The sequence below is a fragment of the Achromobacter sp. Bel genome, assembly GCF_012928505.1.
Lineage (GTDB): Bacteria > Pseudomonadota > Gammaproteobacteria > Burkholderiales > Burkholderiaceae_B > Achromobacter.
Genome location: NZ_JABBJN010000033.1, coordinates 57273 through 74394, shown reverse-complemented (window position 1 = coordinate 74394; position 17122 = coordinate 57273). Strand labels below are relative to the sequence as shown.

At 68.3% G+C, this 17122-nt stretch carries 17 protein-coding genes; 15 read left to right on the top strand and 2 right to left on the bottom strand.

Going from position 1 to position 17122, the window contains the following annotated elements:
* The 4 genes from HG262_RS20165 to gspN all read left to right on the top strand — a co-directional run.
* On the top strand, positions 1-438 hold a 438-nt coding region (locus HG262_RS20165), incomplete at its 5' end, for a type II secretion system protein GspK (RefSeq protein ID WP_211187574.1).
* Positions 435-1436, top strand: coding sequence for a type II secretion system protein GspL (gene gspL, locus HG262_RS20160; RefSeq protein WP_248293432.1), 1002 nt, complete (start codon positions 435-437; stop codon positions 1434-1436). The genes HG262_RS20165 and gspL, both read left to right, overlap by 4 nt.
* Positions 1433-2020, top strand: coding sequence for a type II secretion system protein GspM (gspM, locus tag HG262_RS20155; protein ID WP_169272700.1), 588 nt, complete (start codon positions 1433-1435; stop codon positions 2018-2020). The genes gspL and gspM overlap by 4 nt, the downstream gene beginning before the upstream one ends.
* Positions 2020-2778, top strand: coding sequence for a type II secretion system protein N (gene gspN, locus HG262_RS20150; protein WP_169272699.1), 759 nt, complete (start codon positions 2020-2022; stop codon positions 2776-2778). Before gspM ends, gspN begins: the two co-directional genes overlap by 1 nt.
* Before the next feature lie 73 nt (positions 2779-2851).
* On the opposite strand, the gene gspE is transcribed toward gspN, so the two are convergent.
* The gene (gene gspE / locus HG262_RS20145; protein ID WP_169272698.1) at positions 2852-4279 is read right to left on the bottom strand and encodes a type II secretion system ATPase GspE; all 1428 of its coding nucleotides are present in this window, start codon (positions 4277-4279) and stop codon (positions 2852-2854) included.
* Positions 4276-6654 carry a type II secretion system secretin GspD gene (gene gspD / locus HG262_RS20140; RefSeq protein WP_169272697.1) on the bottom strand — a complete coding sequence of 793 codons (2379 nt, stop codon included), beginning with the start codon at positions 6652-6654 and terminating at the stop codon, positions 4276-4278. The genes gspE and gspD overlap by 4 nt, the downstream gene beginning before the upstream one ends.
* A 178-nt stretch (positions 6655-6832) precedes the next feature.
* Here gspD and gspF point away from each other — a divergent pair, with 178 nt between their 5' ends.
* The 11 genes from gspF (at position 6833) to HG262_RS20085 (ending at position 17095) form a co-directional block, all read left to right on the top strand.
* Positions 6833-8038, top strand: a complete 1206-nt coding sequence (gene gspF / locus HG262_RS20135) for a type II secretion system inner membrane protein GspF (protein WP_169272696.1) — start codon at positions 6833-6835, stop codon at positions 8036-8038.
* Between the two features lie 151 nt (positions 8039-8189).
* The gene (locus HG262_RS20130) at positions 8190-8735 is read left to right on the top strand and encodes a sigma-70 family RNA polymerase sigma factor (protein WP_169272695.1); all 546 of its coding nucleotides are present in this window, start codon (positions 8190-8192) and stop codon (positions 8733-8735) included.
* Entirely contained in the window at positions 8732-9403 is a 672-nt protein-coding gene (locus tag HG262_RS20125; RefSeq protein ID WP_169272694.1) for an anti-sigma factor, read from the top strand. Before HG262_RS20130 ends, HG262_RS20125 begins: the two co-directional genes overlap by 4 nt.
* Before the next feature lie 59 nt (positions 9404-9462).
* Positions 9463-10395: an alpha/beta hydrolase gene (locus HG262_RS20120; RefSeq protein ID WP_169272693.1), complete on the top strand. Its 933-nt coding sequence runs from the start codon at positions 9463-9465 to the stop codon at positions 10393-10395.
* Positions 10396-10462: 67 nt separating this feature from the next.
* Positions 10463-11395, top strand: coding sequence for an acyl-CoA desaturase (locus HG262_RS20115; protein ID WP_169272692.1), 933 nt, complete (start codon positions 10463-10465; stop codon positions 11393-11395).
* A 2-nt stretch (positions 11396-11397) separates the two neighbouring features.
* A complete protein-coding gene (locus HG262_RS20110; RefSeq protein ID WP_169272691.1) occupies positions 11398-12663 on the top strand; it encodes an FAD-dependent oxidoreductase in 1266 nt (421 codons plus the stop codon).
* Positions 12660-13436 (top strand): DUF1365 domain-containing protein, encoded by a 777-nt coding sequence (locus HG262_RS20105; protein ID WP_211187572.1) that lies wholly within the window; start codon positions 12660-12662, stop codon positions 13434-13436. Before HG262_RS20110 ends, HG262_RS20105 begins: the two co-directional genes overlap by 4 nt.
* Complete coding sequence (locus HG262_RS20100) at positions 13433-14713, top strand: cyclopropane-fatty-acyl-phospholipid synthase family protein (RefSeq protein ID WP_169272690.1); 1281 nt, start codon at positions 13433-13435, stop codon at positions 14711-14713. Before HG262_RS20105 ends, HG262_RS20100 begins: the two co-directional genes overlap by 4 nt.
* The gene (locus HG262_RS20095; RefSeq protein ID WP_169272689.1) at positions 14710-15477 is read left to right on the top strand and encodes a DUF1295 domain-containing protein; all 768 of its coding nucleotides are present in this window, start codon (positions 14710-14712) and stop codon (positions 15475-15477) included. The genes HG262_RS20100 and HG262_RS20095 overlap by 4 nt, the downstream gene beginning before the upstream one ends.
* 11 nt (positions 15478-15488) lie before the next feature.
* Positions 15489-16571, top strand: coding sequence for a cyclopropane-fatty-acyl-phospholipid synthase family protein (locus HG262_RS20090; RefSeq protein WP_169272688.1), 1083 nt, complete (start codon positions 15489-15491; stop codon positions 16569-16571).
* Positions 16568-17095, top strand: coding sequence for a lipocalin family protein (locus HG262_RS20085; RefSeq protein ID WP_169272687.1), 528 nt, complete (start codon positions 16568-16570; stop codon positions 17093-17095). The genes HG262_RS20090 and HG262_RS20085 overlap by 4 nt, the downstream gene beginning before the upstream one ends.
* Positions 17096-17122 lie beyond the last annotated feature (27 nt).

Sequence of the window (17122 nt, the reverse complement as noted above, 5' to 3'; positions counted from 1 at the left end):
CCCGTCCCCGCGCCCGACGCGCGCGCGCCGCTGCCGCGCGGCGTGGACGAGATCGCCGCCCAGCTTGGGCTGGAACCGCCCGTGCGCAATGCGCTGCGCCGCACGATGACGGTGCTGCCGGTTGCCACCAGCGTCAACGTCAACACCGCGCCCGCCGAGGTCATCGCCGCGCTGGTGCCCGGCCTGTCGCTCAGCCAGGCGCGCGCGATGACTGGCGAACGCGACCGCGGCAACTGGTTCAACAACGCGGGCGACTTCAACAACCGGCTTGCCGGCACCGGCGTGGAAGGGCCCGCGCCCACTGTCACGACTGCCAGCGGCTGGTTCATGGCCAGCGGCACCGTGGTCTATGAGCGGGCCCGGGTATCCATGCAGGCCCTGGTGCGCAGCGCCCCGCCCGCCGCGCCCGACACGATATGGACACGAGAAACCCCATGAATTGCCCCAAAAACTCCCTGAGAATAGCGCTGCCGCCCCTGGATGAGTTCAGCGCCAGCTCGCCGTTGCCCTATGCCTGGTTCGATCGGCGCGGACGCTGCGCACAGCAGGGCGAACTGACCTTGCAGGCCATGGGCAATGCCTATCCCAATGCCGCGTGCGAGGCCGTTCTGCATCCGGCCGACGTCATCGCCACCACGGTGCAGATCCCTGCCGTTGCCCGCGCACGCTTTGCTGCCGCGGTGTTCAGCGCGCTGGAACCGCTGGTGCTGAGCGACCTGGACGCGCTTGCGATCGGCTACGGTGCGCGCGGCGCCGACGGCAAGGTGCCGTTGGCCTGGGCGCCGCGCGAACCCGTGCGGCGGGCGTGGAGCCTGCTGAATGCGCAGGGTTTGCGCGCACATGCGCTCATCGCGCCGCAGACCCTGGCGCCCGAATCCGACGCGCCGTTGCGCGCCCCGGCCGATCCGCGCTGGCGCGCGCCCTCGCCGTCCTGGTCTCTGGCCATGCCGCAGCTGGCCCCGGCCCGCGTATCGCGCTGGCGTCCGGTCTGGCGTTGGGGCGCGGCCGCTGCCGTCGTGTGGATCGCCGGCCTGAACATCCATGCCGCGCAATTGGGCGTCGAAGCCGACGCGCTGAAGAACGGGATGCGCCAGCAAGTGTTGGCCGCGTTCCCCGATCTGCCCGTGGTGCTGGACCCCGCGCGCCAGGCCCAGCAAGGCCTGGACGCGCTGCAAGCCAACCGCGGCGCGGCCAGCGCCGCCGACTTCCTGCCGCTGGCGCGCGCCGCCGCGCAGACCCTGCCCTTCGCGGCCGACAAGGTCGCGCGCCTGACCTATGCCGACCAGGCGCTGACGCTGCAATTGGCCGATGCCGGCGAACAAGCCCAACGCGTCGCGGAAACGCCGGCGCTGATCCAGCAGGCGGCCGCCTTGGGCCTGAAGCTGGAACGCGGCGATACCGACAACACCTGGCGCATCCTGCGCAAGCAACCATGACACTGAACCAACGCCTGCAACACGCCTGGCAATCCCTCCGCAAGCCTGTGGACCCGGCACTGACCCGGGCACGGCAGCGCTACGAAGCGCTGGCGCCGCGCGAACGCCGGCTGGTCACGGGCGCGGCCGCGCTGCTGGGTTCGGCCATGGTCTTCGTCACGTTGATCGAGCCCCCCCTGAATACGGTGCGCAAGCTGCAGGCGGAGTTACCCGCGCTGCGCACCCAGGCCGCCAGCGTCGCCGACCTGACGTCGCAGGCGCGGTCGGTGCGCCAACGTTCGGCCGCCCCGACCGCCAGCATGCCTCCCCCCGCGGAACTGGGCGCCAGCCTGGAACGCGCCGGCCTGCCGGCGGGCATGTGGACCCTGGGCCAGCCGGAATCCGGCACGGGCGTGCAATTGACGCTGAACCAGGCGCCCTCGTCAGCGCTGCTGCGCTGGCTGGACGGCGCGGGCCGCGATTGGGGCCTGGTCACGCAAAAAGTCGAATTGACCCGCGCCGCCAACCCGAACGGCCGGCCGCTTCCTGGCTTGGTCAACGGCCTGCTGACGCTGGCCCTGCCGGAAAAGGCGGGAGCCCGCTGATGACCCTGCGCCGGATCAACAAGCGCGTCGCCGCCCTGCTGTTGGCCAGCGGCGCCTGTGCACTGGCCGCCGGCATCAGCGTGCTGCCTGCGCGCTGGCTGTTGGCCTTGCAGCCCGACCCTTCGCTGGTGACGCTGGCCGACGCCAGCGGCACCGTGTGGCAGGGCAGCGCCTGGATCGCATTGGGACCCAAGGGGTCGCAACGCGTGCTGCCGCAGCCGGTGCAATGGCAATGGCGCTGGGGTGCGATGGCGCTGGAAGTCACGCACCCCTGGCTGCAAGGCCCGCTGCGCGCCCGCGTGGGCTGGACCGGGATTTCGCTGCCGGCGCAGTCCCTGCGCATGCCGGCGTCTGTGCTGCCCGCCCTGGGCGCGCCCTGGAACACACTGGCGCCCGAAGGCGTGCTGGAGATCAGTTGGCAGGCGTTGCGTCTGGGCGGCGCCCTGCCATCCGGCCCGATCGCCGATCTGCGCTGGCGCAATGCCGGCACGGCGTTGACCTCCGTCGCCCCGGTCGGCACTTATTTGCTGCGGGTGCAGGGCACCGGCAAACCGGGCGTCGCGCTCGCGCTCAGTACCGAAACCGGCGTGCTGGCGGTGTCCGGGCAAGGCAATGCGACGACACGCGGCGTGACCTTCGAAGGCCGGGCCACATTCGCCCCGTCGGCGACCGAAGCGCAGCGCGCCGCCCTGGACGGACTGATGTCCACCCTGGGCCGGCGCACGAACGATACGGTGGTGTTCGGGACCGGGAAGTAACGCATGCAGGCGCCCCTGGCTGCCGCCCGGCGCGCCAGGCGACGCCTGACTGGCCTGACGGCGCCACGCGGCGCTAGGCGTCGCGCGTCACGCGCACGATTTCCTCGGGCGCGGTCTGCCCCCCGTCCACCCAGCGCTGGCCGTCCTGCCGCATGGTCCGCATGCCTGCCTCCCCTGCGGCCCGACGCAATTCGCGTTCGTCGCGGCCCTCATGGATCAGGCGCCGGGCCTCGTCGTCCACTGTGAACAATTCGTGGATGCCCGAGCGCCCGCTGTAGCCCGTATGGTTGCAGGCGGGGCATCCCACGGGGTGGAACACCTGCTTGCCGTCCAGCATGGCCGGCTTCTTGCATTCCGGGCACAGCTTGCGCACCAGCCGTTGCGCAAGCACCCCAAGCAGCGACGAGGCCAACAGGAAGGGCTCGACGCCCATGTCCGTCAAGCGCGTCACCGCCGATACGGCATCGTTGGTGTGCAGCGTGGCCAGCACCAGGTGGCCCGTCAACGAGGCCTGCACGGCGATCTGCGCAGTTTCAAGGTCGCGGATTTCACCGATCATGATCACGTCGGGATCCTGGCGCAGGATGGCGCGCAGGGCCAGCGCGAAACTCATGTCGATCTTGGCGTTGACCTGGGTCTGGCTGATGCCTGACAGGTCGTACTCGATGGGGTCCTCGACCGTCAGGATGTTGCTGGTGGCGGCGTCCAGCCGGCTCAGCGCGGCATAGAGCGTGGTGGTCTTGCCGCTGCCGGTCGGCCCCGTCACCAGCACGATGCCGTGCGGCTGGCGAATCAGGCGGTCCAGTTGCGTCAGCACCTCGGGGCACATGCCCAGTCGCTCCAGCTGCAGGCGCCCTGCTTCCTTGTCCAGCAAACGCAGCACGGCGCGTTCGCCATGTCCGGTCGGCAAGGTGGACACCCGCACGTCGATCGGCCTGCCGCCCACGCGCAGCGCGATGCGGCCGTCCTGCGGCAAACGCTTTTCGGCGATGTCCAGGTGCGCCATGATCTTGATGCGCGAAATCAACGCGGCATGCAGGGCCTTGCGCGGCGACACCACGTCGCGCAAGGTGCCATCCACGCGATAGCGCACGACGGAATGCGTCTCGAAGGGCTCGATGTGGATATCGCTGGCGCCGTCGCGCGCCGCCTGCGCAAAGAGCGCATTGATCATGCGAATGACAGGCGCGTCGTCCTGGGCTTCCAACAGGTCCGCCACTTCGGGCATGTCCTGCAGCAGACGGTCCAGGTCGATCTCGTTTTCGGCGACGCCCATGACGGACGCGGCGTCCTCGGAATGGCTGTAGGCGGCCGTCAGCAAGGTCTCCAGCGCCTCGTCGTCGACGTGCGCCAGCGCGATATCGCCATGGCAGCGCCGGATCTCGCGCACCGCCCAATCGGGGGTGCGCGGACTGACCGTCAACTGCACCTGCCCCGCGCGCAGCGACAGCACGGCGCGCTGCGCGCGCGCCCAGGCATAGGGCAAGGGATGCGCGCTCATAGCAGCGACTCGGGGTCCACCGCGACACCCATCGTGACCGACTGCGACACGCGCATCGGCATCGACGCGTCGCGCTGCGCCGCCATGCCCGGATACTGGCGCACCGCGAAGGATTCCACGGTGGCGGGCGGCGGACGGCGCATCGTGGCCGCCTGCTGTTCCGGCCGCAGGTCATAGGCATTGTTCGACACGGACGGCGGGGAACCCGGTGCCGGCAACATCGGCGCCTGCATGTCGGGCAACGCCCAATGGGAGCCGGGCTGCGTGGCGGCCTGCGCGCGGCGCATGTAATCGTAGCGGTCCATGGTGACGCTGGCGCTGCGGTTCGCGTCGCGCACGACGTACGGACGCAGGAACACCATCAGATTGGTCTTGGTGCGCTTGCGCGTGTCGTAGCGGAACAGCGACCCGATCACCGGCAGGGAACTCAGGCCCGGCACGGCGTTGGTGGTGAGCGTCACGTTGTCTTCGAGCAGGCCGCCCAGCACGATGATCTGGCCGTCGTCGATCAGCACGCTGGTGTCGATGGCGCGCTTGTTCGTCACGATGCCGGTGGTGGCGTTGGAGCGGCTTTCGTCGATGCTGCTGACTTCTTGATAGATGTCCAGCTTGACCGCGCCGCCTTCCGAAATCTGCGGACGGATGTTCAGTTTCAGGCCGACGTCCTCGCGCTCGATCGTCTGGAACGGGTTGGAACTGCCATTGCTGCCCGAGGTCACGTACTGCCCCGTCACGAACGGCACGGTCTTGCCGACCAGGATACTGGCGGACTGGTTGTCCAGCGTCAGCAGGTTCGGGGTGGACAGGATGTTGGCTTCGCCCGAATTCTGCATGGCGCGCGCCAGCACGCCCAGGTTGATGACCTTGTTGCCCAGCACGTCCACCGTGCCCTTGACCACGCCCAGGCTCAAGCCGCCGCCGAGCGCGTCGATGGACGTCGGCCCCGTGCCGGTGATGCCGCTGCCGCCCAGGTTGGTGCCGCCGATGAAGCTGGTGCCGCCGCTGTTGATGTTGCCTGCGCCCGTCATCCACTGGATGCCGAATTCCGCGGCCTTCTGTTCGCTGACTTCCACGATCAGGCTTTCGACCAGCACCTGTGCGCGGCGCTGGTCCAGCTGATCGATCACTTCGCGCAGGCTGCGGTACAGCGGCTCCGGCGCCGAGATGATCAGCGAGTTGGTCGCCGGATCAGCCTGGATGGTGGCGCCACCCGCCGAATACGACACGGCCTGGGTGCTGTTGTCTTCGCGCGAAATGCGCTCCTGCTCACCCGACAGGCCGCCCTTGGACGACCCCGACATGCCCTGCCCCATCTGGCCACCGGTGTTGGACGCGGTATTCTGCGGGCGCGCGCCGCCTTGCGCGCCACCCGTGGGGCCGGAGGCGCCGCCGGCGGCGCCGTTGGCACCCGGCGCGGCGTTCGCCTGGCCGGTCAGCAAACCGCCCAGCACTTCGGCGATGCGCGTGGCTTGCGCGTTGCGCATGTAGACCACGTGCAGGTTGCCCGCGCGGTTCTGCTGCGCGTCCAGCTTCAGGATCAGGTCGCGGGCCAGCCGCGTACGCGCGGGGCTGCCGGAGCGCACCAGCACGCTGTTGCTGCGCGGGTCGGCCACGACGGCGATGCGCTGGGTCGGATCGCTACTTTGCGTATCCAGCAGTTGCGAAGCCAGGATGGCGATGTCGGTCGCGATGCCCGATTGCACAGGCACCACGTCCGTGTCGATCGAACTGGGCACGTCGATGCGCGCGATGACTTGCGCGATCCGCTCCAGGTTATCCGCATAGTCCGTCACCACCAGCGTGTTGTTGCCGGGGTAGGCGTTGATGGGATTGTTCGGCGGCACCATGGGCCGCAGCACGGGCACCAGGTTCGCCGCGTTCTCGTATTTCAACGGGAACACGCGGGTCAGCATTTCGCCGCTGCTGCTGCCTTTGGCGAACGCCGCCACGGGCACCGGCCCGCGTGCCGCGCCGCCGGACGACGCGCCGGATGCGGGGGCAGCGGGCCGCGTATTGCCGACCACCGCGCTGCCTTGCAGCTTGGCATCGGCCTCGGGCACGACCCGCGTCACGCCATCCACATCGACGATCGCAAAACCCTGCAGGCGCAATGCCCCGGTCAGCATGGCCAACGCCTGGCCGCTATCGACCGGCCGGTCCGACACCAGCGTGAGTTTTCCCTTGACGCGAGGGTCAACCAGGAAGTTGCGCTGCGTGAATAGCGACAGCGCGCGCAACACGGCGGGGATATCGGTGTCGACGAAATTCAGGCTGACACGGTTGTCTGCCTGTTGGGCGTGGGCCGTGCTGAGTGCCGGTCCGATTTGGCTTGCTGCAAGCAAGACCGCAAGGCTGAACTGCGCGAGATGACGCATGACGAGATAGGTGCCTGAGACGTGAAATCGTGTGAAAAAACGTGAAAGCGCGTCGGAGTATACGGGGTGACAGTGCAACACTACGGTCATATTTGACATGCAACATACTGGCTGGAAACCCTTTAAATTCGGGGCTCTTGCACGTTTCGAATTCGCGTGCGCCCCCCTGCCTTTCACCATGCCTTCCTTCCGTTACGAAGCGACCGACGCGCTTGGAAAAATCGTGCGTGGCACGATTGATGCCGACTCCGAGCGCGGCGCCCGCAACCAGTTACGCGGCCGCGGCCTGTTGCCGTTGTCCACGGCGTTGGCGGCGCGCGCGGAGGGTTTGGGCGCCAGCTTGCGCACCCGCCTGTCCGACGCCGACCTGGCATGGCTGACGCGCCAGCTGGCCAGCCTGCTGGCCGCGCGGCTGCCACTCGATGCGGCGTTGTCCGCGACGCTGGAGCAAGCCGAAAAGAAACACATCGCCGCCACGCTGGGCGGCGTGCGCGACGACGTGCGCGCCGGCCACCGGTTATCCACGGCGCTGGCGGCGCGCCCGCGCGACTTTCCCGAGATCTACCGCGCGCTGATCGGCGCGGGTGAAGAATCCGGCGACCTGGCGCAGGTGATGGAAAAGCTGGCGGACTACATCGAAGAACGCAACACCTTGCGCAGCAAAGTGATGACGGCATTCATCTATCCGGCGGTGGTGGGCAGCGTATCGGTCATCATCGTTATCTTCCTGCTGGGCTACGTGGTGCCGCAGGTGGTGTCCGCCTTCAATCACGCCAAACAGCAGTTGCCGATGCTGACCCGCGTGATGCTGGCCCTGTCCGACTATGTCCGCGAATGGGGCATGGTGACGGGCGTTGCGCTGGTGCTGCTGATTGCGTTGTGGCGCTATAGCTTGCGCGCGCCGGCGGCGCGGCGGGCCTGGCACGCGCGCGTGCTGCGGCTGCCACTGGCGGGACGCTTCGTGCTGGGCGTGAATGCGGCGCGCTTCGCGTCCACGCTGGCGATCCTGTGCGGCAGCGGCGTGGCGCTGTTGACCGCCTTGGAAGCCGCCCGCCGCACGCTTGGCAACGATGTGCTGCGCCAGGCCGTGGACGAAGCGTCGGAGCGCGTGCGTGAAGGCGCGGCGCTGTCGGCGTCGCTGGGCGCGCAGAAAGTCTTTCCGTCGCTGCTGGTGCATCTGATCGCCAGCGGCGAGAAGACCGGTCGCCTGCCCGAGCTGCTGGACCGCGGCGCGCAGAACCTGTCGCGCGACCTGGAACGGCGCGCGATGGCGATGACGGCCTTGCTGGAGCCGGCACTGATCCTGCTGATGGGGGGATTCGTGCTGCTGATCGTGCTGGCGGTGATGATGCCGATCCTGGAGATGAATCAGCTTATCCGCTGACGGGCGTTCCCCTCCCCGGGGAAGAGGCCACGCAGGAAGACAAGTCCGCGCGTTTCTGTAATATTGCGCAATGGCTTGGCCCTTCTTTTTGCCGCTGCCTGGACCCCGTCGCCTTCCGCGACCGCACGTCATGTGACCCCGGATATTCGCCATGCCCGACCCGATTCGTCTGCAGGCCCTGATACAGGATTGCGCGCGCGGCCAGGAATCCGCGCTGGCCGAACTCTATCGCCAGACGTCCCCGCATCTGTTTGCGCTCGCCGTACGTATATTGCGACGAAGCGACTGGGCGGAGGAGGTCCTCCAGGACAGCTTCATCAATATCTGGCGCAACGCCGCCCGCTATTCTTCTGAACAGAGCCAAGTCATGACCTGGATGACGCGCATTGTGCGCAACCGCTGTATCGACCTGCTGCGCAGGCCGGACCTGGAGCGCCCCGACGCCGACGGCGAGTTGACGCTGGCATGGGCGGACGACGCGCCGGGCCCGTTCGAACGTCTGCAGACCGACCAGGATGCGCGGCGCCTGGCCGAATGCCTGAAGCAACTGGAGGGTCAGCAGCGCGCAGCCATCGCACTGTCTTTCTTCGATGACCTGAGCCACAGCGAGATCGCCCGCCGCCTGCAGACGCCGCTGGGCACCATCAAAAGCTGGGTGCGCCGCGGCATGGAACGGCTCAAGAGGTGCCTGTCATGAACTACCGCGATCCGCAATTGCGCGCCCGGCTGGCGGCCGACTATGTCGCCGGCGCCATGCGCGGCGGCGCGCGCCGCCGCTTCGAGGGGCTGATGGCCGCCGATGCCAACCTGCGACGACAGGTGCGCGAGTGGGAGGGCGACATCTATCCCCTGCTCTGGTCGCTGCCGCCCAAGACGCCGCCCCGGCGCGTCTGGCGCGCCATCGAATCCGGCTTGCGTCCGGGCGCCGCCCCGTGGTGGCGGGGCCTGGCCTTCTGGCGTGTCGCCAGCGGCGCGCTGGCCGCCCTGCTGGTGGCCGGCGTCATCGTCTATCCCACGCAGGTCGACCGCGCCGCCCGGGCGCAACTCATGGCCGTGCTGCAAAGCCCCGAAGCGCAAGCCATGCTGGTGGTGCGCGCCGACGAAGCCGGCGGCCTGCACATCCACGCGCTGCAGAACCTGGCCACGCGCGCCGGCGGCAAGGCCTTGGAACTGTGGGTCATTCCTCCCGGCCAGGCGCCGCAATCGGTCGGCCTGGTGTCGCCCGAGGGCCAGACCGCACTGCGGCGCGCCCAGGGCCTCGCCGGCATCCAGCAACTGGCCATCACGCTTGAGCCGCCCGGCGGCTCGCCCACCGGCGCGCCCACGGGCCCGGTCATCATGAGCGGCGACGTCTTGAAGATCTGACCTGCATCCAGCGCGGGCCCCGGCCCGTATAGAGGGGTGTCCCCATTGCGGAGCACCCCATGCTTTCCTGGACAGGCGCCGCCCCCCGCGGCCTGCTTGATATCCTGCTGGTCGCGGGCCTGGCGCTCGCCGTGCTGGTCTTGCTGGCCGCTTGTTCCCCCCTGACGCTGCTGAACGGCGCCGTGCCCGACGACGCCAGCCGGGCTACACCCGACGTCGCCTACGGCCCGCTGCCGCGCCAGCGCCTGGACATCTATGCCCCGCCGGATGCGGACCGGGCACCGGTGGTGGTGTTCTTCTATGGCGGCAGCTGGCGTAGCGGCGACCGGGCCGACTACCGGTTCGCGGGTGACGCGCTGGCCTCGCGCGGCATCGTCGCCGTCATCGCCGACTACCGCCTTTACCCTGAAGCCCGCTACCCGACCTTCTTGCAAGACGCGGCCCAGGTCGTGGCCTGGACGCAGCAGCATATCGGCGGCTACGGCGGCGACCCCGGCCGTGTCTTCGTGGCCGGACACAGCGCGGGCGGCTATATCGCCGCCATGCTGGCGCTGGACCCGCGCTGGCTGCGGGGGGCTGGCACCGCCCCCGGCACGCTGGCCGGCTGGATCGGGCTTGCGGGCCCTTACGACTTCCTGCCCATCGTCGCGCGCGACGTCCGGCCAGTGTTCCAGTTTCCCGATACGCCGGCGGATTCGCAGCCCATCCGCCACGTCAGCGCCACAGCGCCCCCGGGCCTGCTGCTGACCGGCACGGCGGACACCACGGTCGACCCCCAGCGCAACAGCGCCAGCCTGGCCCGGGCATTGCGTGCAGCCGGCGCCTGCGCGCGCCTGGTCGAATACCCCGGACTGGGCCACAAGCTGCTGGTCGGCGCATTGGCGCGGCCGCTGCGCTGGCGCGCGCCGGTGCTGGACGACCTGAGCACGTTCGTGGCCGCGCCCCACGTCCCATCCCTGTCGGCCCTGCGGCAGACCGGCGGTTGCGATTAGGGTTTGCACCAGTGCATCCGAGGCGCGCCCGCACCCGTATATCCCTGCACGTCTCGAACAGGACACGATGATGCGCCCCGAATTCACTGGTTGGACCGCCTCGATACGCCGTTGGGTAGACACCCAGGCCGACGGTGCGCCTGAGGGCGACCCTGGCCGCATCGACTGGACACGGGCGCTGCCCTTCGCCCTGCTGCACGCGGGTTGCCTGGGCGTCCTGTGGACGGGCGTCTCGCCGGTGGCCTTGGCCGTGGCGGCGGCGTTGTACGCCGTGCGCATGTTCGCCCTGACCGGCTTCTATCACCGCTATTTCTCGCATCGCACCTTCCGCACCTCGCGCGGCATGCAGTGGGTCTTTGCGGTGCTGGGCGCCTCGTGCGCCCAGCGCGGCCCCTTGTGGTGGGCGGCCCACCACCGACACCATCACCGCCACGCCGATGATGAACAGGATCTGCATTCGCCCGCCCGCCATGGCTTCTGGTGGAGCCACATGGGCTGGTTCCTGACGCCGCGCGCCTTCGCCACCGACATGGCGCGCGTTCCCGACCTGCGCCGCTACCCCGAACTGCGCTGGCTGGACCGCTTCGATGCCGCCGTGCCCGTCGCGCTGGCGCTCGCGTGCTATGCGTTGGGCGCGGTGCTGGAACGCCTGGCGCCCGGGCTGGGCACCAGCGGCCCGCAAATGATGGTGTGGGGCTTTTTCATCTCGACGGTCGTGCTGTTCCATGCCACGGTCACCATCAATTCGCTGGCGCACCGCTACGGCAAACGCCGCTACGACACCTTGGACGACAGCCGCAACAATGCCTGGCTGGCGCTGCTGACCTTTGGCGAAGGCTGGCACAACAACCACCATTTCTATCCCGGCTCGGCCCGCCAGGGGTTCCGCCGCCGGGAGATCGACATCACCTGGTATGGCCTGCGCCTGCTGGCGGCCGCCGGCCTGATCTGGGACTTGAAACCCGTGCCGGCCTGGGTGCTGGCGCGCGCCAAGGAATGACCATGCGCATCGCCATCATCGGTTCCGGCATCGCGGGTCTGGTCTGCGCCTGGAAACTGGGCCGCGACCATGACGTGACGCTGTACGAGGCCAACGATTATCTGGGCGGCCATACGCATACCCATGCGGTGGAACAGGATGGCCAGCGCTATGCCGTGGACAGCGGCTTCATCGTGCACAACCCGGTCAACTATCCGCATTTCACGGCCTTGCTGGACGAGCTTGGCGTTCCGTCGCAACCCACCACCATGAGCTTCTCGGTGCACAAGCAGGCGGGCGGACTGGAGTACAACGCGACCTCGCTTGACACCCTGTTCTGCCAGCGCCGCAATATGGTGTCACCGCGCTTTCTGGGCATGGTGCGCGACCTGCTGCGCTTTTACCGCGAGGCCCCCGCGCTGCTGGCCACCGACGATCCCGGCCCGACGCTGGGCGACTACCTTGCCCGGCACCGCTATGGCAGCGCCTTCCGGACCGATCACCTGATTCCCATGGCGTCTGCGCTGTGGTCGTCGCCCGCGGCGTGCATCCTGGATTTCCCCGCGCGCTATCTGGTGCAGTTCATGGCCAACCACCAGATGCTGCAGATCAGCGAACGCCCCGAATGGCGTGTCGTGCAAGGCGGATCCAACACCTATATCCGTGCCATGCGCGAACAGTGGAACGTGCTGGAGCGCCTGAACTGCCCGGTGCACCAGGTCAAGCGCCAGGCGACAGGCGTGGTGGTCACCTCGCCCGACGGCCAGTCGCATTACGACGAAGTGGTCTTCGCCTGCCACAGCGATCAGGCCCTCAAGCTGCTGGGGGACCCGACGCCTGCCGAACGCCAGGTGCTGGGTGCGATTCACTACCAGGACAACGACGTGGTGCTGCACACCGACGCCCGCCTCCTGCCCCATCGACGCAAGGCCTGGGCCGCATGGAACGCCTACGTACCGGCAGATCCCTCTGCGCCATGTTCCGTCAGTTACTGCATGAACCTGCTGCAGGGCTTGTCCTCGCGCCTGCCTTTCATCGTGACACTCAATCGCAGCGAGGCCATCGAACCCGCGCACGTGCTGGCCCGCATGCGCTACCACCACCCGGTCTACACCTTGGCGTCGGTAGCCGCGCAAGCGCGCCGCGCGGAGATTTCCGGCCATCGCCACACCTGGTACGCGGGCGCGTACTGGGGCTGGGGGTTTCATGAGGACGGCGTGGCCAGCGCCCTGGATGTGGTGCGTGGCATCCAGTCGCGGGCCGCGCCGTTGTCTCGGGCGGCGGCATGATCCGCCAAAGCGCCCTCTATGAAGGCCGCGTGACGCACAGGCGCCACGTGCCGCACCCGCACGGCTTCAGCTACCGCATGGCGCAGCTGTATCTGGACCTGGACGAAATCGAACAGGTCTTCCAGCATCGCTGGCTGTGGTCGGCCAATCGGCGCAACCTGGCCGAATGGCGGCGCGCCGATTATCTGGACGGCGCCTCGGGCTTGCCGCTGGCCCAGGCGGTCCGCGCGCGCCTGCGCGCCACGATGCGTGATGCGCCCGACGGGCCGATCCGTCTGCTGGCACACCCGCGCTATGCGGGCTATGTCTTCAACCCGGTCAGCTTCTACTACTGCTACGAAGCCGACGGCGTGACCCTGGCCGCCATTCTGGCCGAAATCACCAACACCCCCTGGAAGCAGCGCCACTGCATCGTGCTGCCGGCCGATACCGCCGAACGGCAGGACGAATCCCTGATTTGGCGCTTCGATAAACGCTTCCATGTGTCGCCCTTCATGCCGATGGATTGCGCCTATGACTGGCGTTTCAGCCCGCCGGGCGAGGATCTGCGGGTCCACATGCGCGTCAGCCGGCAGGGTCAGGCGCAATTCGACGCCCACCTGACCCTGCAGCGCCGCGCGCTGGACGGCGCGGCGCTGGCGCGCCTGCTGTGGCGCTTTCCCCTGATGACGCTGCAAGTGATTGGCGGCATCCATTGGCAAGCCCTGCGCCTCTGGCTCAAGCGCAACCCCATCCACGACCACCCCCGCACGCCCAACGGAGAACCGCAATGAAAGCCATGACGCCATCCGAACACGCCGCCGTCTCGGCGAGCCGCCCCGTCAGCGCGCTGGACCGCCTGCTGCGCAAGCGCCTGCTCGCGGGCCTCTCGCAGTTGACCGGCGGCCGGCTGGCGATCGAGGACAGCCTGGGCAGCGAGACCCTGGGCGACGGCGCGGCGCTTGTGCGCCTGACCGTCAGGGACATGGCCTTCTACCGGCTTGTCGCCACGCAAGGCAGTGTCGGGGCCGGCGAGGCGTTCGGAGACGGCATGTGGACCTGCGACGATCTGGTCGCCCTGGTGGGCCTGCTGGTGCGCAACCGCGACACGCTCGACGAGATGGAATCCGGGCTGGCGCGGCTGGCCGGATGGGCGCTCAAGCGCTGGCATGCCGGCAACCGCAATACCCCTGAAGGAAGCCGCCGCAACATCGCCGCCCACTACGACCTGGGCAATGATTTCTTCTCGCTGTTCCTGTCGCCGGACCTGATGTATTCGTCGGCGCTATGGGCGGACGCGGACGCGGACGACACGCTGGAAGACGCGTCGCGGCGCAAGCTGGACACTATCTGCCGCAAGCTGGCGCTGCGGCCAGGCGACCGCGTAGTGGAAATCGGCAGCGGCTGGGGCGGCTTCGCCATCCATGCCGCGCGCCACTACGGCTGCCACGTCACCACCGCCACCATCTCGCGTGAGCAGCATGACCTGGCCGCCGCGCGCGTCGGCGACGCCGGCCTGGCGGGCCGCGTCAGCGTCGTGCTGCAGGACTACCGGGACCTGCAAGGCCAGTATGACAAGGTGGTCTCCATCGAGATGATCGAGGCCATCGGCGCCCAGTATCTGGAGACGTACTTCCGCAAGGTCGCCAGCCTGCTCAACCCGCAAGGCCGCGCGCTGATCCAGGCCATCACCATCGAAGACCACCGCTACCGGCAGGCGCTGGCCTCGGTGGACTTCATCAAGCGCCATATCTTTCCCGGCAGCTTCATCCCCTCCATCGAGGCCATGCTGCGCGCCAAGACCCGCGCCTGCGACTTGGCCCTGGTGCACCTGGAAGATTTCGGCCAATCGTACGCCCGCACCCTGCAGGCCTGGCGCGAGCGCTTCCTGGCGCACCTGCCCGAGGTCAAGGCGCAGGGGTTCGACGCCCGCTTCTGCCGCCTGTGGGAGTTCTATCTGGCGTACTGCGAGGGCGGCTTCCGCGAACGTTCGATCGGTGTCTCGCATCTGCTGCTGACCCGTCCCGGCGCCCGCAGTACGGGCGAACGCTGGGTGCCGGAGGCAGCATGAGCCCTTTTCAGCAATGGCTGACCATTGCGGTCTTCATGGTTGTCGCCATGGCGCTGGCCTGGCACTGGCAACGTCGTCACTCAAATGCGGGCATCGTCGACGTGGTCTGGGCGTTGGGCATGGGCGGCAGCGCGTTGCTGATCGCGGCCACCGGGCAAGGGGCCTGGGTGCCGCGGGCATGTCTGGCCGTGATGGCCGGCGTGTGGTCGCTGCGCCTGGCCTCACATCTGTGGCGGCGCGTGCGGCAGGCGGAAGACGGCCGATACCGCGCGCTGCGCGAACGCTGGCACGGCCATCAAGGCAAATTCTTCGGCCTGTTCATGTTCCAGGCCGGCCTGGTAATGCTGTTCAGCTTGCCGTTCCTGGCGGTTGGCGCCAGCCCGGCGCAGGGCCTGCCCATCGCGCTGGGCCTTGCCGTCTGGCTGGCGGCATTGACCGGCGAGGGGGTCGCCGATCGTCAACTGGATCGCTTCCGCGATGACCCGGCGCATCGCGGCCAGACCTGCCGCGATGGCCTGTGGCGCTACTCGCGGCATCCGAACTATTTCTTCGAATGGTGCCATTGGTTCGGCTACGTGGCGCTGGCCTGGGGCTCGCCCCTGGCCTGGCTGTCCTGGCTGGGGCCGGTGCTGATGTACGTGTTCCTGCGCTGGATCAGCGGCATCCCCTTCACCGAGCAGCAGGCCCTGCGCACACGCGGCGACGACTACCGCGAGTACCAACGCCGCACATCGGCTTTCTTTCCGTGGTTTCCCAAATCCTGACGAGGCACGCCATGACCACCGCGACCCTGCACGACACTCCCCTCGCCGTTGACCGCCCCGCCCCCGGCCTGCTTGGGCTGGCCGAACGCGGCCTGGTGCCCGACGCGCTGTTGCGTCTGGGGATACGCCGCCTGTGCGCCGAGCGCCTGACCGAGGAATACGCCGGCGGCATCGACGCCTGGACGGCGCGCGATCAGCAACTGATCGCCAGCCTGCGCGCCAGCGCGGTCGCGATCCATACCGACGCCGCCAACATGCAGCACTACGAACTTCCCACCGCGTTCTTCCAGCTTTGCCTGGGCGCGCGAATGAAGTATTCCAGCTGCTACTACCCGACGGGCGCCGAGACGCTCGATGCGGCCGAGGCGGCCATGCTGAGCCTGTATGCCGAACGCGCGGAAATGGCCGACGGCCAGGATATCCTGGAACTGGGCTGCGGCTGGGGTTCGCTGACGCTGTGGATGGCCGAGCACTTCCCCAACGCGCGCATCACCGCAGTCTCGAACTCGGCGACCCAACGGCAACACATCGAGGCACGCTGCCGCGAACGCGGCTGGCGGCATGTGCAGGTCATTACTTGCGACGTGAACGTGCTTTCGCTGCCCGCCGGCGCGTACGACCGTTGCGTGTCGGTCGAGATGTTCGAACATATGCGCAACTACCAGGACCTGATGGCACGCATCGGCCATTGGCTGCGTCCCGGCGGCAAGTTGTTCGTGCACATCTTCGCCCACCGCGAACGGGCTTATCCCTTCGAAACCGGTGGCGCCGGCAACTGGATGGGCCGCCATTTCTTCACGGGCGGCATCATGCCGGCGGCCGATACGCTGCTGCACTTCCAGCGGGATCTGCAGTTGGAAGCGAAATGGTTTCTTAACGGCACGCATTACGCGCGCACGGCCAACCACTGGCTGGCCAACCAGGACGCCCGCCGCGAGCAGGCCAAGGCCGTGCTGACTCATGCCTACGGGCCGCAGGCCGGCCTGTGGAACCAGCGCTGGCGCATGTTCTGGATGGCGTGCGCAGAGCTCTTCGGCTATGACGACGGACAACAATGGGGAGTGGGCCACTACCGGTTCACGCGTCCATCATGAGGCCCGCCCTGTTGCGCGCGGTGTGTGCCGGCGTGGTCGGCGTGTTGACGGGGTGCGCCGCGCCCGCGCCCATGCCGCCGGTGGCGCATGTGGACCTGCCCCGCTTCATGGGCGATTGGTACGTGATCGCGCATATTCCCAGCTGGCCCGAGCGCCATGCCTTTGACGCCGTGGAAAGCTACCGGCTATTGCCGGACGGCAGGATCCAGACCGACTTCCGCTACCGCAATGGCAGCTTCGACGCGAAGGAGGACACCATGCATCCCGTGGCGACGGTGCGGCCCGACACGGGCAACGCCGTCTGGGGCATGCAGTTTTTCTGGCCGATCGAAGCGGAATACGTCATCGCCTATCTGGATGACGCCTACCAGACCACCATCATCGGCAGGTCCAAGCGCGACTACGTGTGGATCATGGCGCGCGTGCCGTGCCTGAACGACGCGACCTATGCCAAGCTGGCCCAGCGCGTAGCGGCTCTGGGATATGCGGAAAGCCTGCGCAAGGTGCCGCAGCGCTGCGGGTGAGCGCGGACGGAGAATCCGCCGCCGCTC